The organism is Shewanella basaltis (assembly GCF_023283885.1).
Lineage (GTDB): Bacteria > Pseudomonadota > Gammaproteobacteria > Enterobacterales > Shewanellaceae > Shewanella > Shewanella basaltis.
The window spans coordinates 74,370-93,116 of sequence record NZ_JAKILA010000017.1 but is presented as its reverse complement, the minus strand read 5'-3'; the positions used below and the strand labels follow the sequence as shown (position 1 = coordinate 93,116).

At 40.5% G+C, this 18,747-nt stretch carries 9 protein-coding genes; 3 read left to right on the top strand and 6 right to left on the bottom strand.

Annotation, left to right across the window (positions count from 1 at the left end; all coding sequences use genetic code 11):
• Positions 1–28 precede the first annotated feature (28 nt).
• Together L2703_RS12950 and L2703_RS12945 are read right to left on the bottom strand one after the other, a co-directional pair.
• Complete coding sequence (locus tag L2703_RS12950) at positions 29–2,911, bottom strand: DEAD/DEAH box helicase family protein (protein ID WP_248971509.1); 2,883 nt, start codon at positions 2,909–2,911, stop codon at positions 29–31.
• 9 nt (positions 2,912–2,920) lie between these two features.
• Complete coding sequence (locus tag L2703_RS12945; protein WP_248971508.1) at positions 2,921–3,508, bottom strand: class I SAM-dependent DNA methyltransferase; 588 nt, start codon at positions 3,506–3,508, stop codon at positions 2,921–2,923.
• Positions 3,509–3,864: 356 nt separating this feature from the next.
• Here L2703_RS12945 and L2703_RS12940 point away from each other — a divergent pair, with 356 nt between their 5' ends.
• Positions 3,865–4,512: a HEPN domain-containing protein gene (locus L2703_RS12940; RefSeq protein ID WP_248971507.1), complete on the top strand. Its 648-nt coding sequence runs from the start codon at positions 3,865–3,867 to the stop codon at positions 4,510–4,512.
• A 424-nt stretch (positions 4,513–4,936) separates the two neighbouring features.
• Here the strand turns inward: L2703_RS12940 and L2703_RS12935 are convergent, their stop codons facing one another.
• Positions 4,937–5,527: a hypothetical protein gene (locus L2703_RS12935; protein WP_248971506.1), complete on the bottom strand. Its 591-nt coding sequence runs from the start codon at positions 5,525–5,527 to the stop codon at positions 4,937–4,939.
• A 352-nt stretch (positions 5,528–5,879) separates the two neighbouring features.
• On the opposite strand from L2703_RS12935, the gene L2703_RS12930 reads away from it, so the two are divergent.
• The gene (locus L2703_RS12930) at positions 5,880–8,240 is read left to right on the top strand and encodes a methyl-accepting chemotaxis protein (protein WP_248971505.1); all 2,361 of its coding nucleotides are present in this window, start codon (positions 5,880–5,882) and stop codon (positions 8,238–8,240) included.
• A 210-nt stretch (positions 8,241–8,450) separates the two neighbouring features.
• On the opposite strand, the gene L2703_RS12925 is transcribed toward L2703_RS12930, so the two are convergent.
• The 3 genes from L2703_RS12925 to L2703_RS12915 all read right to left on the bottom strand — a co-directional run bounded on the left by L2703_RS12925 (position 8,451) and on the right by L2703_RS12915 (position 15,518).
• Positions 8,451–9,329: an NAD(P)-dependent oxidoreductase gene (locus L2703_RS12925; protein WP_248971504.1), complete on the bottom strand. Its 879-nt coding sequence runs from the start codon at positions 9,327–9,329 to the stop codon at positions 8,451–8,453.
• Between the two features lie 624 nt (positions 9,330–9,953).
• The gene (locus tag L2703_RS12920) at positions 9,954–12,938 is read right to left on the bottom strand and encodes a TonB-dependent receptor (RefSeq protein WP_248971503.1); all 2,985 of its coding nucleotides are present in this window, start codon (positions 12,936–12,938) and stop codon (positions 9,954–9,956) included.
• Positions 12,939–13,922: 984 nt separating this feature from the next.
• A complete protein-coding gene (locus L2703_RS12915; protein WP_248971502.1) occupies positions 13,923–15,518 on the bottom strand; it encodes an ABC-F family ATPase in 1,596 nt (531 codons plus the stop codon).
• Positions 15,519–15,989: 471 nt separating this feature from the next.
• Between L2703_RS12915 and L2703_RS12910 the strand changes: the two genes are divergently transcribed.
• On the top strand, positions 15,990–18,725 hold the full coding sequence (locus L2703_RS12910; protein WP_248971501.1) for an EAL domain-containing protein: 2,736 nt from the start codon (positions 15,990–15,992) through the stop codon (positions 18,723–18,725).
• The last annotated feature ends 22 nt before the right edge of the window (positions 18,726–18,747 follow it).

Sequence of the window (18,747 nt, the reverse complement as noted above, 5' to 3'; positions counted from 1 at the left end):
CTGCTGTTTAGTAGTCATTATGACGTTGTTATTCAACAAAATCAGCTGCATCTAACACCTGCTTTAAACGCGCAAACGTAACCATGCTTTCATTGGCAATCATGGGGGCATAGTCACGGTTATGTGCGTTGAGTTGGTATTGACCATTTGGCAATTTGCTCACTTTTCGCAGTAAGTATTGATTGTCTCCGGCTTTATCTTGGATTTCGATCGCCATGATTTTACCGGTAATCGAGCCTGCATTGATTGCTGTAACTCGTTCAAGTAATAATAAATCACCATCGTGAATGGGATTTTTACCCCCATTCATCGAATTACCGCTGGCTGGGGCAATAAAATGAATGGATGGATCGAGTCGATTAAAACTCGAATTTAACTTTCGGTTTTCGCTATGCTCATCAGTACCCGTTTTAAAATGGCCACAAGCAATTTTTAGGTCAGGGTAAAAATTGATCTGCTGAATGTGTTCTTGAGGCTGATTTTCAGCTAGCGTAATGACATTTGCTGATGATTTTTTCGTGTTGGTCTTAGCGGCTTTTCGTTGGCTATAACGTGCAAGTAATAACGCGGTTAACTCCCGCATTGCCGTTGTTAAAGTATCAATATCTGTACCTGCAATATCAATATTTGCGTGAAGACAATCAGCCTCAACGTTAAACCAAGATTGAGTATCGGTGCTATCTTGCTTGCTTAAAAAAGTAATAGGGTTGCTTAACCAGTATTTTCGCCATTTTGGTGAGTCAGACTCGACTTGTTGTAAATCAGCTTTAACATCTTGGGTCCACAAATTTGGGTAGCGTTTAAACACTTGCCAACTTTTAATACAAACTGCGTCAATACTCGGTGGTGTGCGTAAACCATCCAACTCAATAAATGCTTCAAGTAATATGGCTTTGAAGCTTTTACTCATTGAGGCTTTTTCAACACCGCGGCTTAAAAATGTCAAATAGGGTGTTAATGTTTGTAAGGTTTTATCATCTTGCTCTTGGCTTAACACCAATTCAAACCAACTACCAAATTGCTGGGTTAATTTACCCCATGAATAATCACTATGATAAAATTCTGTTGCAGTAGGGCGATGGCCTAAATCATCTTTAAGCAATTGATATTGTTGATCTGCTTTAGAGTAATCAAGTTTTAGCTGTTGCCAAAAGTTAATCAGTTCAGGAGCAATATTAATTACACAGTCAGGGTGCAGTTTCGGATCATTAAGCCGCTTTACAGTTTCATTAATATTTTTGGATTGCAATAACGCCATTGGTCGATTCAAAAAGCTGATGTGATTACCAATAAAATCGATAACCGAAACAAACTGTTTATTGGTGTCGGGTGATGTGCGTAATCCGCGCCCCAATTGTTGTAAAAACAATATTTTAGACTCGGTGGGCCGTAAGATTAATATGGTGTCAATTGAAGGTAAATCAGTACCTTCATTGAATAAATCGACCGAGAAAATCACCTCGATTTTACCTGAAGCCAGCAAGTTTAACGCTTCTGCGCGTCTTACGTCTGAATCACTGTGCACTGACACCGCTTTTATGCCTCGAGCGTCAAACCATTGAGCCATAAAATCGGCATGGGCTTTAGAGACACAAAAGGCTAATGTTCTTTGCTGCTTGTGTGTTTGCCAATGGCTAAAAACATGCTTAGCCCGCTTTTGTGTGGCAAACTTAAATTCAAGAGCCTTGGGATCAAACTTACCGTTACGCCATGGTAAGTCTTGATAGTTAACTGTGTCATCATTGATGCCTTGGTAGTGAAATGGCACCAAAATACCTAATTCGATACCATCAACGATGTTCTTTTCGTACACCAAATTGTTATCGCATAAAGATAAAATGTCCGCTTGATCTGTGCGCTCTGGCGTGGCTGTTAAACCTAATAAAAACTGCGGGGTAAAGTGGTTTAATAATGATTGATAACTACTGGCACCAGCATGATGAAACTCATCGACAATCACATAATCAAAATGATTTGGACTCACCTTATTGAGGTGTATTTGCTGACCTAATGTTTGAATTGATGCAAACACAATATCGGCATCAACGACTTTGGTTTTTGCATTAAAATGGCCGCTGACAAGTTTAGGTAATAATGACTTAAATGTGCGCTCTGCTTGCAGTAAAATTTCTTCTCTGTGCGCAACAAATAACACTTTACGAGCGTTAAATTGTTGCACATCAAATGCCGCTAGCCATGTTTTACCCATGCCAGTTGCTAATACCACCAAGCCTTTTGATTGCATTTGCCGACGTGTATTTGCAAGGGCTGCTAAAGCTTCTTGCTGGGCAGAGTTTGGTGCAGGCTCTACCGGTTCCACTTCATTAACAATTGCAAGTGGCGGCTTAACCTTTTTACGTTTGTCGGCATAGCGATTGATAAATTCATCGTTGAGATGAATCGATTGCTGATGGTTAAAAATCTGCAAAAATTGTTGGCGGATATAGTTAAAATCATTGGGATCTTGGTTTTCAATCAAATCATGTCGTAAACACCATTCGAACGCATGGGTAAATGCGGCTTTACTGATGTTGTTGGAACCCACATAAGCGCAACCTTTGTCTGCTTGATCCTTTTGCTGTTGAATGAAAATGTAGGTTTTCATGTGAAAGCTTTGGCCACTTTTACAAGTGAATATTTTGGTTTTAGCACCACGAGACTGCAAAATCATTAGGTGGCGTAATGCCACTGGATCGGTAATGTAAAGGTAGTCAGAGGTGACAATATCAATAGTTGCTTGGCGTTCTAATGCATCTGACAAGGCATCAAAAATTAAATCCAGCCCAGAACGTTGAATAAAAGAAACGGAAATTTCAATACTGCTTGCTCGGTTAATTGCTTGCAATAATTTAGGTAAAAACGGGTCGTCCAAACCACCGCTAGTTAATACAGGTCCATCTGCTAACTTCATGTTGTTTCTCTACTTTGAGGTCTTAATAAGAATGGCATTCAGCCACTTTTCGTTTTCTCTGCCAGGGCGTACATCGGTTGTAACCCAGGTTTGTTTAATGTGTAAACCTGAGCCTTGTATCCATTGCTCAAGCAAAGATTCATTTGCATCAGTAAAGGATCGGCCATTATGAGTTCGCTCTTGTACGCCATATTTGAAAGAGCAATAAAATACACCATTTGCAACCAGTGTGCTGGCTAAAATCGCAAATGTACTGGGTAGTGCATTTGCTTCAACATGAAGTAAAGACGCGCAGGCCCAAATCCCGTCAAATTGATCTGTTTTGTCTATTTCGTCAAAACGACACACCAAAACGGGTTGGCCAATAAATTTAGCTGCGGCGCTAGCCAGTTCACTGCTTGCGTCAATGGCGGTTACAGTAAAACCCATTTCAATAAACGCTTTACTATCACGGCCAGAACCACAACCAGCGTCCAATATATGTGCATTCTGTTGAAGACATTCAATAAATGGTTGGTAGAGTTCGCTCACATCGGCGTTAACCGTTGTGTCAAAAAAGCTTTGGGAATGTTGATTGTAAAACTCGATGGTAGACATAACTAAGCCTATGATTTAATTAATTTGATTCTAGCTTAAATATAACAAATGGCTCAAGCAATGAATTGGTATTTACTAAACAAACCGCATTTAAATACCGTCGTTAGCGCTTAATCCAACTAAGTAGCTTGAGGTGATTAATTGAGTGGTGATACACATAGATAATGACTCAAAGTGATCTGTTGATTAATCTTGGTCTTTAGCAAATGATAAAGCTTTTTGTCTTATTAACAATGCGATACAACGATAAATAATAATAGCTATACTGCTGTGTTGGTGTAATGTTGTTTTGTAAACAATGTAGGTGTTTTCAGCGTGTTTTTACGCAGAGCATGATTTCGGATAAGGATATTGGAATGAAGTTTCAAACATTAAAAGATAAACAGCGGCTTATTCGTGGTGAATTTTGTGAAGGGCTTGCGTTAAGAGTGCATCGGTCTCTTAGTTGGTTAGACAAGTCTGAACATTGTGACGATAAAGACAGTCAGTTTATTTTTCTTTGGATTGCGTTTAATGCGGCTTATGCGCAGGACACAGAGGTGTTAAGGCATACAGAGTCTGAAGCATTTTCGAAGTTTATTAATAAATTAATTAACCTTGATACAAACAACCAGATTTACACTCTGCTTTGGCGTGAGTTTTCATCTAGCATTAGGGTGCTATTAGATAATCAATTTGTGTTCCAACCTTTTTGGGATTTTCATAACGGAAAAATACCAGAACAGGAATGGCAAACGCGTTTTACTAAAGCAAAGGCGGCTGCAAATTATGCCCTTGCAACTAAATCGACTGCTATTTTAACCGCCATCATTTTACAGCGCCTATACACCTTGCGAAACCAACTTATTCACGGTGGTGCGACCTGGCAAAGTTCGGCAAATCGCAATCAAATTAGAGATGGCGTTGCTTTATTGTCTAAATTTATTCCAATTATTATCAATATTATGATGGATCACCCAAAAGAGTTATGGGGTGATGCGAATTACCCTGTGGTTACCATTTAGCTCTTTTAGCCAATAAGGCGTTACTGTGTTTTTAAGCCCTCATCCGCAAATGTTTGTATTGGGGGCACAGTGTTAAGGGCCATGTGCTAAGTGCTATGTGCTGATTTTGGTTTTTATGTGGCGTTAGGGCTAGAGCGAACACCTGGATTCCTGCTTAAAAACATTGCAGGAATGACGGATGGGGTGGCATCGCAGGGATGATAATTGGGCGGTATTACAGGGATGACGGATGGGGAGGCATTGCAGGGATGATAATTGGGCGGTATTACAGGGATGACGGATGGGGTGGCATTGCAGTAATTATGATGGGGCGGTATTGCAGGGATGACGGATAGAGTGGCATTGCAGGTATGACGGTTGGGGTGGCATTGCAGTAATTATGAGGGGGCAAACGGCTAGTGCTGAAAATTGCAGGTGCGGTGCATCAATAATCAACCTGCTTAATTACGCTAATTGCGGTTAGCCCTCGGCCTTTTTTGGAGGGTACTCTGTGGCCGGTGTCGGGGTTGGTTTTCATGGTTTGGATAAACTGATTCATTTGCGGGCCAATACTAATGTGGATTGGTCTGTGTTTACCGTAGTAATACAGGCGATCAAACTGTAGGTTTTCGCATACCCATAATGCCACCTGTTGCATATCGATTGGCTTGTTTTCATTGTTGCTAGCTAAGGTTAAGTCGCAAGCAGCGCCAAGGCGGTCGCAAATGAGTTGTTGGTTTTGATTGAGTTCGTGCGAGCAATGTTGATCTAGTTTTGGAGCAATATGTGGATTGCGGTTTTTTGCGATCTTTCTGGCAAGCTCTGGTGAGCAAAAACCATATGTTAGGGCTATAGGGCCAAAATGGTCAACTATGGGGTCTAATAATTTTGTGGCCAGTAAACTCAGTGCACGCCAGGTATCAGGTTGTAATGGCAGGTTTTCAATTTGGTGTTCGAGCGCGGTGGCACCACAATGTATGAGATCGGCATAGGTAAAATGGCGGCTGGCTTTACCGTTGATATTATAGCTAAACAATTAAAATCCATTGGCGAGGGGTTATTTAAGCTTACCATAGCGCGGATTAGGTCAACTGACCAGATAGAACTGATTTTAACCTATTGTGTATTCCCTCTACTTAGTTACTTCGATGTGTATGCTGACCTTAATAAAAACGTGCCTTGTAATAGCTTGTATTAACTTGGTCAATAATACTGAGTTACGCTTGGCGTTGTTTGACCAATAAAAAAGACTAAGGGCTGTTGACGAGTAAGCGTTGATTATTTGTAGTCTATTTTTTTATCTAACTGTGTTTTTACTGTTTTGTTTTTGTTAATTTTTTAAAAGTGATTAAAATTAAAATAACACTTACATGGGGCCAGACTTAACAATGAAATTACAATTAAAGCTGTTGCTAAGCACATCTTCTTTGAGCATTCTATTTTCGGTTGTGTGTTGTTTAATTTTGGGCGGTATTACGTTAGCGGAATCTGAAAAGTTATTGCTAAAAAATGCAGAAAACAGATTAACGGCTAGTCGTAATCAGGTTGCTAAGCAAGTTGAAAGTTATTTTAATGTGATCCGCAGCCAGGTCAGTACATCAGCTAAAAACCTCATGTATATTGATGCTATGGAGCAATTTACTGACGCGTTTACCCGTCAGGTTGTCACAGATAATGACCATAGTTCGCTTACGCGTTTTTATCAGAGCCAATTTGAGCAAAAGTTTAAAAGTTTAAACCCGGCTGATAACTTATCTGTGATGAGTTTACTTTCTTCTTTGTCAGATAAAGAAAAGTCATTACAGCGAGCCTTTATTGCGGATAATCCCTCCGCACTAGGGCAAAAAGATGAGCTTACCTCGCTTAATGACGGTTCGTATTATGCTGATGTGCATGCAAAGTATCATGAGTCTATTAGGGCGTTTCAACGCGAGTTTGGTTTTTACGATGTTTTTTTGGTTGAGCCCCAAAACGGTAATATTGTGTATTCGGTATTTAAAGAAATCGATTATGCAACCTCTTTACTCCATGGACCATTTGCAAAAAGTGCAATCGCAGAAGCATTTAGACAGTCTCTTGTAACTAAAAGCACTTATTTAACCGACTTTTCAGCGTATTTACCTTCTTATAATGCTCAAGCTGCGTTTATCGCGACCCCCATAATGAAACAAGACCGTATTATTGGTGTGTTAATTTTTCAATTACCGATTGATCGTTTAAATAATATTATGACCCACAATAAAAACTGGACTGACTCTGGTTTTGGTGACAGTGGTGAAACCTATTTAATTGGTCACGACGGGTTAATGCGCTCGGATGCGCGTTTTTTAATTGAGGACCCAACGGCGTATTACAATACCATGAAGAATGTTGGCTTACCTGAGTCGGTAATCCAAAAAATGAAAACCAATGTGACTTCTATGGGCTTGCAGCCGGTGAATACGATTGGCGCTGAGCGGATTAAAAAAGGGGAAACAGGCATTGCCATTTTTAATGATTATCGCAATATTAGTGTTGTGTCTGCCTATCAACCCCTTAAGGTAGAGGGACTCAATTGGGGCGTATTAAGCGAAATTGATGAAGAGGAAGCACTACGGCTTGTGGCTTTGTTAGAGCAAAAAACGCTGATGTCGCTAATTGTGTTGTCTATTGCTGCATTGATTATTGGTAGTTTTGCTGGTTGGGTGTTGGCCACGACTATCACGTCACCGTTGCGAATCATGTTAGATACCGTTAATCAGTTGTCGTCGGGTAAAGGTGATTTACGTATCCGGTTACCTGTGAGCGGCAGTGATGAACTGGCAACGTTGGCTACAGGAGTGAATAAGTTTATCGATTACCTGGACAATACGTTTTCAAGTTTGATGGCTTCGATTATTAGAATGCAGCCCATGTCTGAAGATGTGAAAGACATTAACGCCCATTTAATTGAGTATGCTAACAACACGCAGGAGCAGTCTGTTCATGTTCAGCAACAATTAACCGATTCGTTAAGTTCTAGCCGAGTGGTTGACACTGAATTAGCCAATATTAAAACGGCAGCCACACATGCGTCGCAAGAGGTCAGTGTGGGTAGAACAACCGTTGCTACAACCGTTAAGCAAATGCTGGCGTTACAGCAAGATATTAGCAGTGCCGCAGAGGCAGTTAATTTACTGGAACAAAACGCCAATGAAATTGTGCGTATTGTCGATGTGATTAAAACCATTGCTGAGCAAACTAATTTATTAGCACTTAATGCCTCAATTGAAGCGGCAAGAGCTGGAGACATGGGCCGTGGATTTGCTGTAGTGGCCGATGAGGTGAGGGGCCTTGCTTCTCGTACTCAAGAGTCGACAAATGACGTGGCAACTATGATTAATAATATTACAAAAAGCACAGGTCAAGTGGCGATTATTATGAAGCAAAGCTTAGAATCCACGCGTGAATGTGCTGTTAATGTGAATAAAACGGAGTCTAGTTGGGGTGATATTGAGTCTGCAATGCAAACAATAGAAAAATACGTACAAACGATTGATGTAGCGATACAAGGGCAGCTTCATTCATTGTCTGGTGTGTCTGACAATTTTAACAACATGGATACCAGTTTTGAAAACACTCGCCAATCTATTGAGCTTTGCGATCATGTCAGTATTGATATTACCAAGTTAGGTGCCAGACTGCGTGAGTTAACTGACTCGTTTGAGGTTACAAACGATGAATACTCAACTAAGCGCCGTAAAATGATAAGAAAAGAAGACGAAATGTAACTTTTATAATTACTCAACATGTGTTGTGTCGATTTTTGTTCAAACTGACTAGATTTAGTTACAGTATCACTAAGCGTTGAGCGCCGAGTTTATAGCTAAACATCTTGATAAAAAAAATGGTCTTCATAATGAAGACCATTTTAGTATTTTAATGCTGCTTAACACGTCAAAATATATGTAAATTCAGTTGCTTAAATAACAACCGTTTGATTATTTAGCTAGTTTTACAAAGTAATCAAATATTTCTGGTACGTTACCGTTACCTAAACCTTCGTCAAATGCTGCTTGTAAGTTAGCAGATGAACCTTCAGCAATTTTAGATTCTGTGCCTAAATCTTCTACCATTTTTAAGAAGTAGCCTAAATCTTTATTTGCGTTAGCAATCGAGAAACCTAGGTCGCTTACGCCATCAACCGCGTAGTTTTTACAAAACTTCATAAACGGTGAGTTAGATGGGCCAGCTGACATGATGTCAAACAATTGTTGACGGTCAACACCTGCAAGTTTCGCAACAGCAAAAGCTTGTGACATTGCGCAAACTGTGGTCATACCCATAAAGTTATTGATTAACTTTGTTGTGTGGCCAGCGCCTAATTCACCTAGGTGGAATACGTTTTCGCCTTGATCGTCTAATACAGGCTTCACTTTATTAAAGGTGTCAATGTCGCCAGCAGCCATGATGTTTAATAAGCCATCTTTAGCGTGAGCAGGGGTGCGGCCTAGTGGTGCGTCTATCATACCTGCGCCTTTTGCGGCCAGATCTGCACCAATTTTACGTGTAGATGATGGAATAGAAGTACCAAAGTCAATCAGTACTGAACCTTCTTTAATGCCTGCTAAAATACCGTCGTCGCCATAAACTAGCTTTTCTACTACGGCTGAGGTGGTTAAACATAACATGACGATGTCACTGGCTGCAGCAAGCTCTTTTGCTGAACTAACCGCTTTAGCACCACGAGCAACACACGTTGCAACGGCATCTTTGTTAAGATCCATTACATTTAATTGGTAACCTCTTTTTTGTAGGTTCTCAACCATGTTGCCGCCCATAAGGCCTAGGCCGATGAAACCGATGACTGGTTTTGTCATATCTAACTCCTAAATATATTAGTTAATGCGTATCTGGCAATTAAAAGTGCACACCTGCGTTTAGAGGTAGGCAATGTCTTGTGCTCAATCAACTTGAAGATCTGTGTTTCAGAGCTTCACCTTGTTTTCAATACTAGGCGCGTTAATGCGGTAATGTAGGTACCTTATAAATTAACGCAACAACGTAGTAGGAACACGGATAAACTCCCAAGGAGCAAGTTATACACGCGTTTATGCGGCGGCTTTTGTTAATTTAGCTGATTTTGGAAAGGGAACAACCATTACCCATAATCAATGCCTTGCCTAAACGTGTGTAAATTCTTGCTGAAATCGAGCATCTTCAGGTTGTTTGGGTATACATACTGAATGAGCTATTACTACTGTTTATAACTGATCAATGAACTTGTATTACAAAATGTTAGTTAATTACAACCAGATTGTCAACCAATTATAGCAATTGGACATACCAAAAGTAAAATTGGTAAGGTTCTATATAAACCAACTGATTTTAATGAGCTTATTTTAGTTTTTTACAATCTTAATTCGTGTCGTATTTGTGAGTTGTTTGTGTGAGTACATGAATAAAAAAGCCTATCAATTTGATAGGCTTTTACGGGTTGTCGATTAGAACTTGGCGCGCACGCCTAGTGTGTATCGACGGTCTGCTTCGCTATACGCCCAAACCGAACCTAACTCTGTTGTGTATTCAATCGGTTCACCTGTTAGGTTTACCGCATTGGCTACAACAGTGAAGCTTTCGTTGATGTCATAGCTCACAGAGAAGTCAAATTGCCCTCTGGCTTCACGGTAGCTGTTACCTACTGTTGGATCATAGCCGTCTGCTGTAGGGTCGTTTTGGTTAAACACGTTGTAACCTAACGCACCTACCGTTTGAACACGCTTAGTTGTTTGCTCATCTAAATAACGGTCACGCCAGTTGTATGCAAGACGTAGTTGAAGATCTTCACCTTCCCAGTAGATTTGCGTGTTAGCGGTATTTTTAGAGATATTCAACAATGGGTTACCGTCTGGTTGCTCACTGTCTGCGTAAGTATAGTTAGCGTTAACGCCTAAACCTGACCAAATGCCTGGTAAAAAGTCAAACTGCTGTTGATAACCTAGCTCTAAACCTCTTACTTCACCACTACCACCATTGACGTCGGTATCAATTACAATACCTGTACGGCCAGCGGCTTTTTCTGCATCAACATACGCAAGGCCTTGTGCTTCTGTCGCGTTGACTATGTCACCTTGGCTTTGGCCTGCGGTGTCAAGTAAACAGATGTTGTTCCATTGCGTTGTGTTTTGGCCAGTAATGGTCGCAGAGTCAGCTAAACAGCTGCTGTCGCTTTGAGTAAACGATTGCACATCTTTGTAGAATATCGCCGCAGAGACAATCCCGCCGCCGTCAAAGTAGTGTTCAACCGAGAAGTCATACTGAGTGACACGGTATGGATCGAGTTGATATGAACCTTGAGTACCAGTCACTAGCGAGTTATCGATTGACAGTGCAGGGCTTAGCTCATCAAAGTCAGCACGGCGCATCACTTTTGCCGCTGCAAAACGTAATAATGTTTCTTCAGATAATGTGTAAGTTACGTTTAAACTAGGTAAAAAGTCTGAGTAGTCATTTTTACCCGTTGTTAGAATACGGTTACCGTTTGAGTCGATTGAGTCAACAATGCTTGATTCCAACTCTGTTTGAATGTAACGACCACCCACAACGGCTTTAATGTCTTCAAAGTCTAGGTGGAATTGTGCGTAAATAGCACTGGTTTTCTCGTTAATCTCTTTATAAGCGCTTGTGTCTTCAACCATGTTGTCTGCAAGTGATCCATCCATCGCATAGGTGGTACCTGCTAACATCTGCTGTACAAGTGCATAAGTTGCTTCAGTGTCTTGTAAACGTTCAGCATCGTAAACATTGTAAGTCAACAAATCGTTTTGACCTGCAATACCGGTTTGGTCAAATGAGTTGTCCATGTTAATGGTTTTGAAACTGCCGGCAATGATTGGGTTATCAATCCAGGTTGGGCTGTATAAACCATCGGCATTTTTAGCATTCTTATAAGCGTCTTTTAACGTGCTACCATTTGGCTTAAGGTCAAAACGGTTAGCGGAATAGTCACGGTCGGTAAAGCGCACACCGGCTTTTACTGCACTGACAAAGTCAACACCAATATCATTGATTTTAAAGTCGAAACGTAATGCTTGTTCTTCGTTATTTGTGTCTAATGTTTTATGGAAAAACTCACGGAAAACAAGGTTGTCTGGGTTAGTTAACATACCTGTGTCAGCAAACACGTAAGATGGAATACCATCACCGCTGGTTGAACTACCCGTACTGGTGTGTGTGACAAGGCTTAGGGTTGGATCGGTACGTTCAATTGGACGTAGGTTAAACTCTGATGCAACTTGGCGTTCTTCTGACTTAGAAATTGAGTACTCACCAGACAATTCGATGTTGTCAGTAAGGTTCCACTCTGCGCCGATGGCATGAGATGACGTTTCATTGGTGGTAAAGTCACTCCACGTTTTTGGAATAGTTAACACACCGGTTAAATCGTAATTGTGTAGTTGACCATTGCTGTCATAGTAAGAATCGCTTCTTGGTACAACAGTTCCGCCAACGTCAAGAATAGAGTAGGCTGCTTGGCCGCCGTCAAGTTCAGTTGCGTTCATGTCAACGTAGATGTTTAAATCTTCGTTTGTTGGCGCCCATTGTAGTGATAAACCGTAAGCGGTACGTTCACGCTCTTCGGTTTTTTGCTCAACGGTGCTTTCAGTACGACGTAGGTATTTACCATTTGGTCCACCAGATACATCAACTGTGCCGTCACCATCGATATCAATATCATTTTGTAAGTCGACCTTGTTAAAGTATTCGTCACGACGTAGTTCGCGGTCTTGGTAAGATAAGTTAACTGATGCACCAAAGGTACCGGCTTCGCCTAGATCCCAGTTATTACCCATTGCTGCGGTAAAGTTTGGGGCAACGTTTTCTGTTTTGTCGGCGTATTCACCGTCAAGTGTAAACGCATAAAGCGGCTCAGATAGTTCTAAAGGACGAACCGTTTGCATGTTAACCGTACCACCGAGTGCACCTTCAATCATTTCTGGTGTTGGTGATTTAACAACTTCAACGGTTTTCAAAAAGCTTGAAGGGAAGTCATCTAGGCTAATACCGCCACGGCCAGGACCGGCTGTAGAACGGCCATTTAATAGAATAAGGTTTTCAGATACGCCGCGGATCGTGACCGATTCGCCCACACCAAAATCTGATTCAATTGACACGCCGGTAATACGTTGTAGTGCTTCTGCGATGTTGTTATCAGGTAGTTTACCAATGTCTTCAGCAACAATGGCATCAACAATACGGTCGTCAGTACGTTTAAGTAAATTAGCTGCTTTTAAGCTACCAAAAATACCACGAACCGCAATAACTTCAATTTCACTTGTATCGACTTCTTCTGCAGCAACCTGTTCTGCATCAGCGGCGTATGCTGCAGGCATGCTTAACAATGCCGTCAGTGTTGCGCCAAAAATTGTGATGTTATTGGCTTTCTTTTTTGAGCTACTAAACATAGCGCTTATTTTATTAAGCTTCATAATTCCCCCCAAAGAACTAATTGTTTGGCATTACCAGTTGGTCTACCAATTGTCGTTGTTTTATTCAACACCAACATTTATATAACACGTTACCAATAATTGCAATCTACTTTACCAAAATAACAATCTTGTCATACCAAGGTCTAATGAGGAGAAATTTGAATGGTTTTCTCAATGTTAATAAGCACTAATGCTTATTATAGCTAATAAATAGGACGTATTTATTGTTTAAGAAAAAACAGAATCTTATTTCTGTTAAATTGATTTTGACGTGTCTTAAGTGAGTTACAAAGCCATAACAATTATCTACAATTGGTCAGTCTTGTTTTAATTTGTTGTCATACCAATTTGGTTTGTTACCGAATTACCTACTGTCATGGCATGTCGCAGACTATTTTATTTAGGGATTGGCGTTTTAATTTTTGTCTGCCATTTGTGAGATTGGTTAATGATGATCCCGGTGTGGCTTTTGGTTTATGCCGTCATCCTAAATGCTTGTATGGGGGTACAGGTGGTTTGGTTTATGTCGTCATCCTAAATGCTTGTATGGGGATCCGGGTGGTTTGGTTTATGTCGTCATCCTCAAATGCTTGTATTGGGGATCCAGGTGTTGCTTTGGTTTTTACGCATTTGTTTAACAGCCAGAGCGAACATCTGGATTCCTGCTTAAAAGCATTGCAGTAGTGACATAAGTTCGGCATTGCAGGAATGACATAAGTTCGGCATTGCAGGAATGACATAAGTGCAGCATTGCAGGAGTGACATAAGTGCGACAAGGCAGGGATTACAAAGCGGGTGATGTTGCTGTCGTCTTGTGCCGTCATCCCAAAGTGCTTTTATTGGAAATCCGGGGGTTGATTGGTTATATGTGTGCTTGAGGTTTTTCGTGTGCTGTTTAATCAATAAATAGGCCTTCAATGTGGTTTGAATACCCCACAATAAAGGCCTTAATTATTCGGTTTAACGCATTTACTACGGGTAGTATTAAGCCTCAGTTACTGCTTGGCTTGCAAGATATTCATCGAAAGTACCCTGAAAGTTAACGAGCTTTTTGCCTTTAACATCAATAATTCGAGTTGCAAGTGATGACACAAACTCGCGGTCGTGGCTAACAAATATTAATGTGCCTTCAAATAATTTCAACGCTTGATTTAATGCTTCAATTGCTTCCATGTCCATGTGGTTTGTTGGTTCGTCCATGACCAGTACGTTAATGTCCATCATCATTAACTTACCAAATAGTAAACGGTTTTTTTCACCACCTGAGCAGTTACGGACTTTTTTATTGGCATCGTCTTCGGTAAACAAAAGACGCCCCAACATGCCACGAACCATTAAATCATTGTGTTTTGGCGTGCGCCATAGTGACATCCAGTCAAATATTGACATGTCATTGTCAAAGTCTGCGGTGCTGTCTTGTGGGCAATAACCTATGGCGGCATTTTCTGACCATTTAATACGGCCATGGTTGTGTTGGATTTCATTTACCAAACATCGTAGCAGGGTTGTTTTACCCACGCCGTTTTCACCAATAATGGCAAGCTTTGAGCCCGCTTCTAAAATGAGATCGCCATGTTCAAATAGCACCTCATCAAACCCATGGCCTAGATCTTCTAGCACTAAGGCTTGGCGGTGTAATTTTTTGGATTCGGTAAAACGTATGGATGGCGTAATTCGGCTTGATGATTTAACTTCATCTAGCTTAATTTTATCCATTTTTTTAGCGCGCGAACTGGCTTGCTTAGCTTTAGATGCGTTAGCACCAAAACGGTTAACGAAGTCTTGTAGCTCTTCAATTTCTGCACTTTTTTTAGCGTTACCGGCTAAGAGTTGTTCACGCAGCAGGCTAGATTGTGCGAGGAAATATTCATAGTTACCAGGGTAAATACGCAGCTCACCGTAGTCGATATCTGCCATGTGCGTACACACTGAGTTTAAAAAGTGTCTGTCGTGCGAAATGATGATCATGGTGCACTTGCGTTTATTTAACTCAGTGGCTAACCAACTGATGGTATGAATATCTAGGTTGTTGGTGGGCTCGTCGAGTAATAAAATGTCTGGGTTGGCAAATAAAGCTTGAGCCAATAGCACGCGGAGTTTCCAACCTGGGGCAACTTGTTGCATTAACCCAAAATGAAACGACTCTTCAATGCCTGCTTCTAATAAAATTTCACCTGCACGGCTTTCTGCTGTGTAGCCGTCCATTTCGGCAAATTGACTTTCAAGATCGCCAACACGCATGCCATCTTCATCGGTCATTTCTGCTTTGCTGTAAATGTAATCACGCTCTTGTTTGACTTTCCACAGTTCTACATCACCCATGATGACAGCATCAACCACGGTGTATTTTTCAAAGGCGAACTGATCCTGGCTTAATGTCCCGACTTTTAAACCCGGTGTAATCGATACGTTGCCGGATGTCGGTGCTAATGCGCCGCTGAGTATTTTCATAAATGTGGATTTACCACAACCATTGGCACCAATTAAACCGTAACGATTGCCGTTACCAAATTGTGCCGAAATGTTTTCAAACAACGGCTCAGGGCCAAACTGCATAGTAATATTAGCGGTAGAAATCAAAACAAGTTTCCATAGAGTGATACAGCATTGTTATCGCAAGCGGCTAGGGTGTAGCGTTGTGAAAAGAAGACTGACAGGACGTTAGATAAAAGTGCGCGAATTATACCGATAAGTCATCAATTGTCGATTTATTATCTAATGTTAAATCAGTTTGATAACAAGGATAGGCTAATATTGCCATTAAGTGCACAATTTGCTTGTTAGCATTTACGCCTTCAACAGAAGGGTATTTGAGCTTTTTGTGAATATAATTTTAAAGTTAACAGTGTTTTAGTTAGCTTTAAGTCTATTTTTGTGTACTTGTTCACAACATTTATATCAAAATAAGCGCTCGCTAATTTAATTTTCATGTTTTACTGTTAACTGTCTATACTAAAACCATATATTTTGTCTGGTTTTATTTGGTCTTCCCCAAATAATATTTTTAGATAAACGAACGCATTTGTGTACGTATGACTATGGACTGGTTGAATGATTAAGATAATCTCAAATGTGCTTGTTAAAATTGTGTTTTGTTTGATTACCATTTTATGTTTTGTTGCTTTTACCCCAGCCATTGAGCGCGCTGCGCCTGCAGTTGACTCTCCAGCTGTGTTAACCGATGTTTTGACGCCACAAGAAATCGCATGGTTAGCACAACATCAGCCCATTAAAGTGGGGGTAGACGGTTATTTCCCACCTTATAGTTTTATTGATGAACATGGCAAAGTTGTTGGCCTTGCAGTTGATACGCTTAATTTGATAGGCGAAAAACTTAACATTACTTTTGAAATAGATGATGAATATCACTGGCAAAACATCGTCAATAACTTTGAAAATAAACAACTCGATATCGTGCTTACTATGGTTAATACCCCCTCAAGAGCCGAACGATTTATGTTTACCACGCCAATTATTTACAAGTCTTTAGTCATCATTACTAAAAAAAGCAAGTTCTCTATTTTTAACCGTAGCGACATTGGTGGTAAAACTGTCGCGTTGGTAAAGGGTTATCATTATGCAGAAAAAATCATTGCTGAATTCCCAACAGTAACGCCTTTTTATGTAGACAATATGCGCGAAGCACTAGAGGCTGTGCAAGCTGGTCAGGCAGATGCTGCCATTAGTTTTTTGGCTGCAGCTAATTATTACCAATTTAAATATTCTTTTGCGGATTTAAAGGTTGCGGCTTTTTACGAAAAAAACAATGCAAATGAATCTATTGCGATAAGGGATGATTTACCTATCCTGGCAGTCATTATGCAAAAAGGTCTCGATTCGGTCACCCTGGCAGAAAAGAAAGCAATCAATGATGCTTGGGGCGCAAACATTACTCTGCCAAAAGATTATCAAGAGTTTATTGAGGTGGCAGTGATAACCAGTGTGCTGATGTTGTTACTGATTATTTGGATTATCCAAACAAGGCGTAATAATCGTGCGCTATTATTGGCCAATAAACAAACTGCAAAAGCCAATGCCGAGTTAAATCTCATTAAGGATAATCTTGAGCAGCAGGTGTCAAAAAGAACATTACAGTTAAGCCATAGTGAAAATCGATATCGTGGTTTAGTTGAGTCACTTGAAGACGAATACATATTTTACCAGCATGATACCAATGGCTTTGTGTATTATGTTAGCCCATCTGTGACTCATATATTGGGCCATACGATCACTGGTTTTGGTGATTATTACAGTAAATTTTTAACCAATAACCCTCGCAATGCCAAGATTGCTGATTACACTAAACGTATTTTAGCTGGCGAGCATTTACCACCATTTGAAATTGAAATGTATGACACCAAAGGAAATATTCATACTTTTGAGGTGCTGCAACGTCCTATGCACGACGCAGAGGGTAATTGTATAGGCTGCGAAGGGATTGCCCACGATGTGACATCGCGTAAACAACAGCAAGATGAACTTTACCAATTATCTCATTACGATGAACTGACAGGCTTAGTGAATCGCTATTTTTTTAAACTATTATTAGACGATGAGATCGAATCGTGTCAAAAAAATCAGCAGCCTTTGGCGTTACTTTTTTTGGATTTAACTCGCTTTAAAGTCATCAACGATACTTTTGGGCACAGCGCAGGTGATTATATTCTTAAACAAGCTGCGCAAAGGATTATTAAAAGTTTAACCTCTGAATATACGGTTGCACGCTTTGGCGGTGATAAGTTTTGTATTTCGTTGCCGAACATTGATGCGACAAAAGCCAATCTTATTGCCGTTGATTTAATCGATAATTTTAAACATCACTTTGAGTTTCTTGAGCAAACCATCATTTTAGGTTGTCGAGTAGGTATTAGTGTTTTTCCTGATGATGGCGCCGATGCTGAAGCCATGTTGAGCAAAGCTGACTCGGCCTTGTTTGAAGCTAAAAAAACACCGTTTTGTGTGGCTTTTTGTAATAAAGAACAAGCCATTTTTAATAAGAAGCGATTGGTTATTGAGCAAGGCTTGCGTCAGGCGTTAACCGTGTCAACACTGCAACAACCACAGTTATTTATGGTATACCAACCATTAATTTCGTTACCCGATTGTCAACTCGCTGGCTTTGAAGCGCTGGTGAGATGGGATCATCCCGATTTAGGTATTATTTCTCCTGCTGAATTTATCCCCATTGCTGAGGATACAGGCCTGATATTTGAACTTAGCCGTTGGGTATTGGCTAATGTGTGTGAGCAATTAGTGTTGTGGCATCATCAAGGTTATGATTTTAAACGTGTATCGGTCAATTTATCTGCGCTAGATTTAATGAATATACTGCTAGCAGATGAGCTACTTGCGTTAATTGACGAACATGGGGCACGACCTAGTTGGTTTAAGTTTGAAATTACCGAAACCGCGTTAATGGCAATACCAACGCAATCTATTGATATTTTACAAAAATTTAGACTTGCTAATGTGCATGTGGCTATCGACGATTTTGGTACCGGGTATTCATCGCTGGCGTATCTTAAGTCATTACCTGCAACAACGCTTAAAATTGACCAATCGTTTATCCGCAATCTTATTGATTCAGCTGAAGATCAAGCCGTGGTTAAAGCGGTAATCAGCATGGCACATTCGTTGGGTAAAATAGTGACGGCTGAGGGAGTCGAGTTACAAGCACAGCTGGATTTTTTAGTTGAGCATGGTTGTGATATCGCCCAAGGATATTATTTTTCACGGCCATTAAGCGCCAATGAGATTTGCAAACATTACTTTACTAACCAGACTTAAAACTGGGTTTTATGTGCCAAGC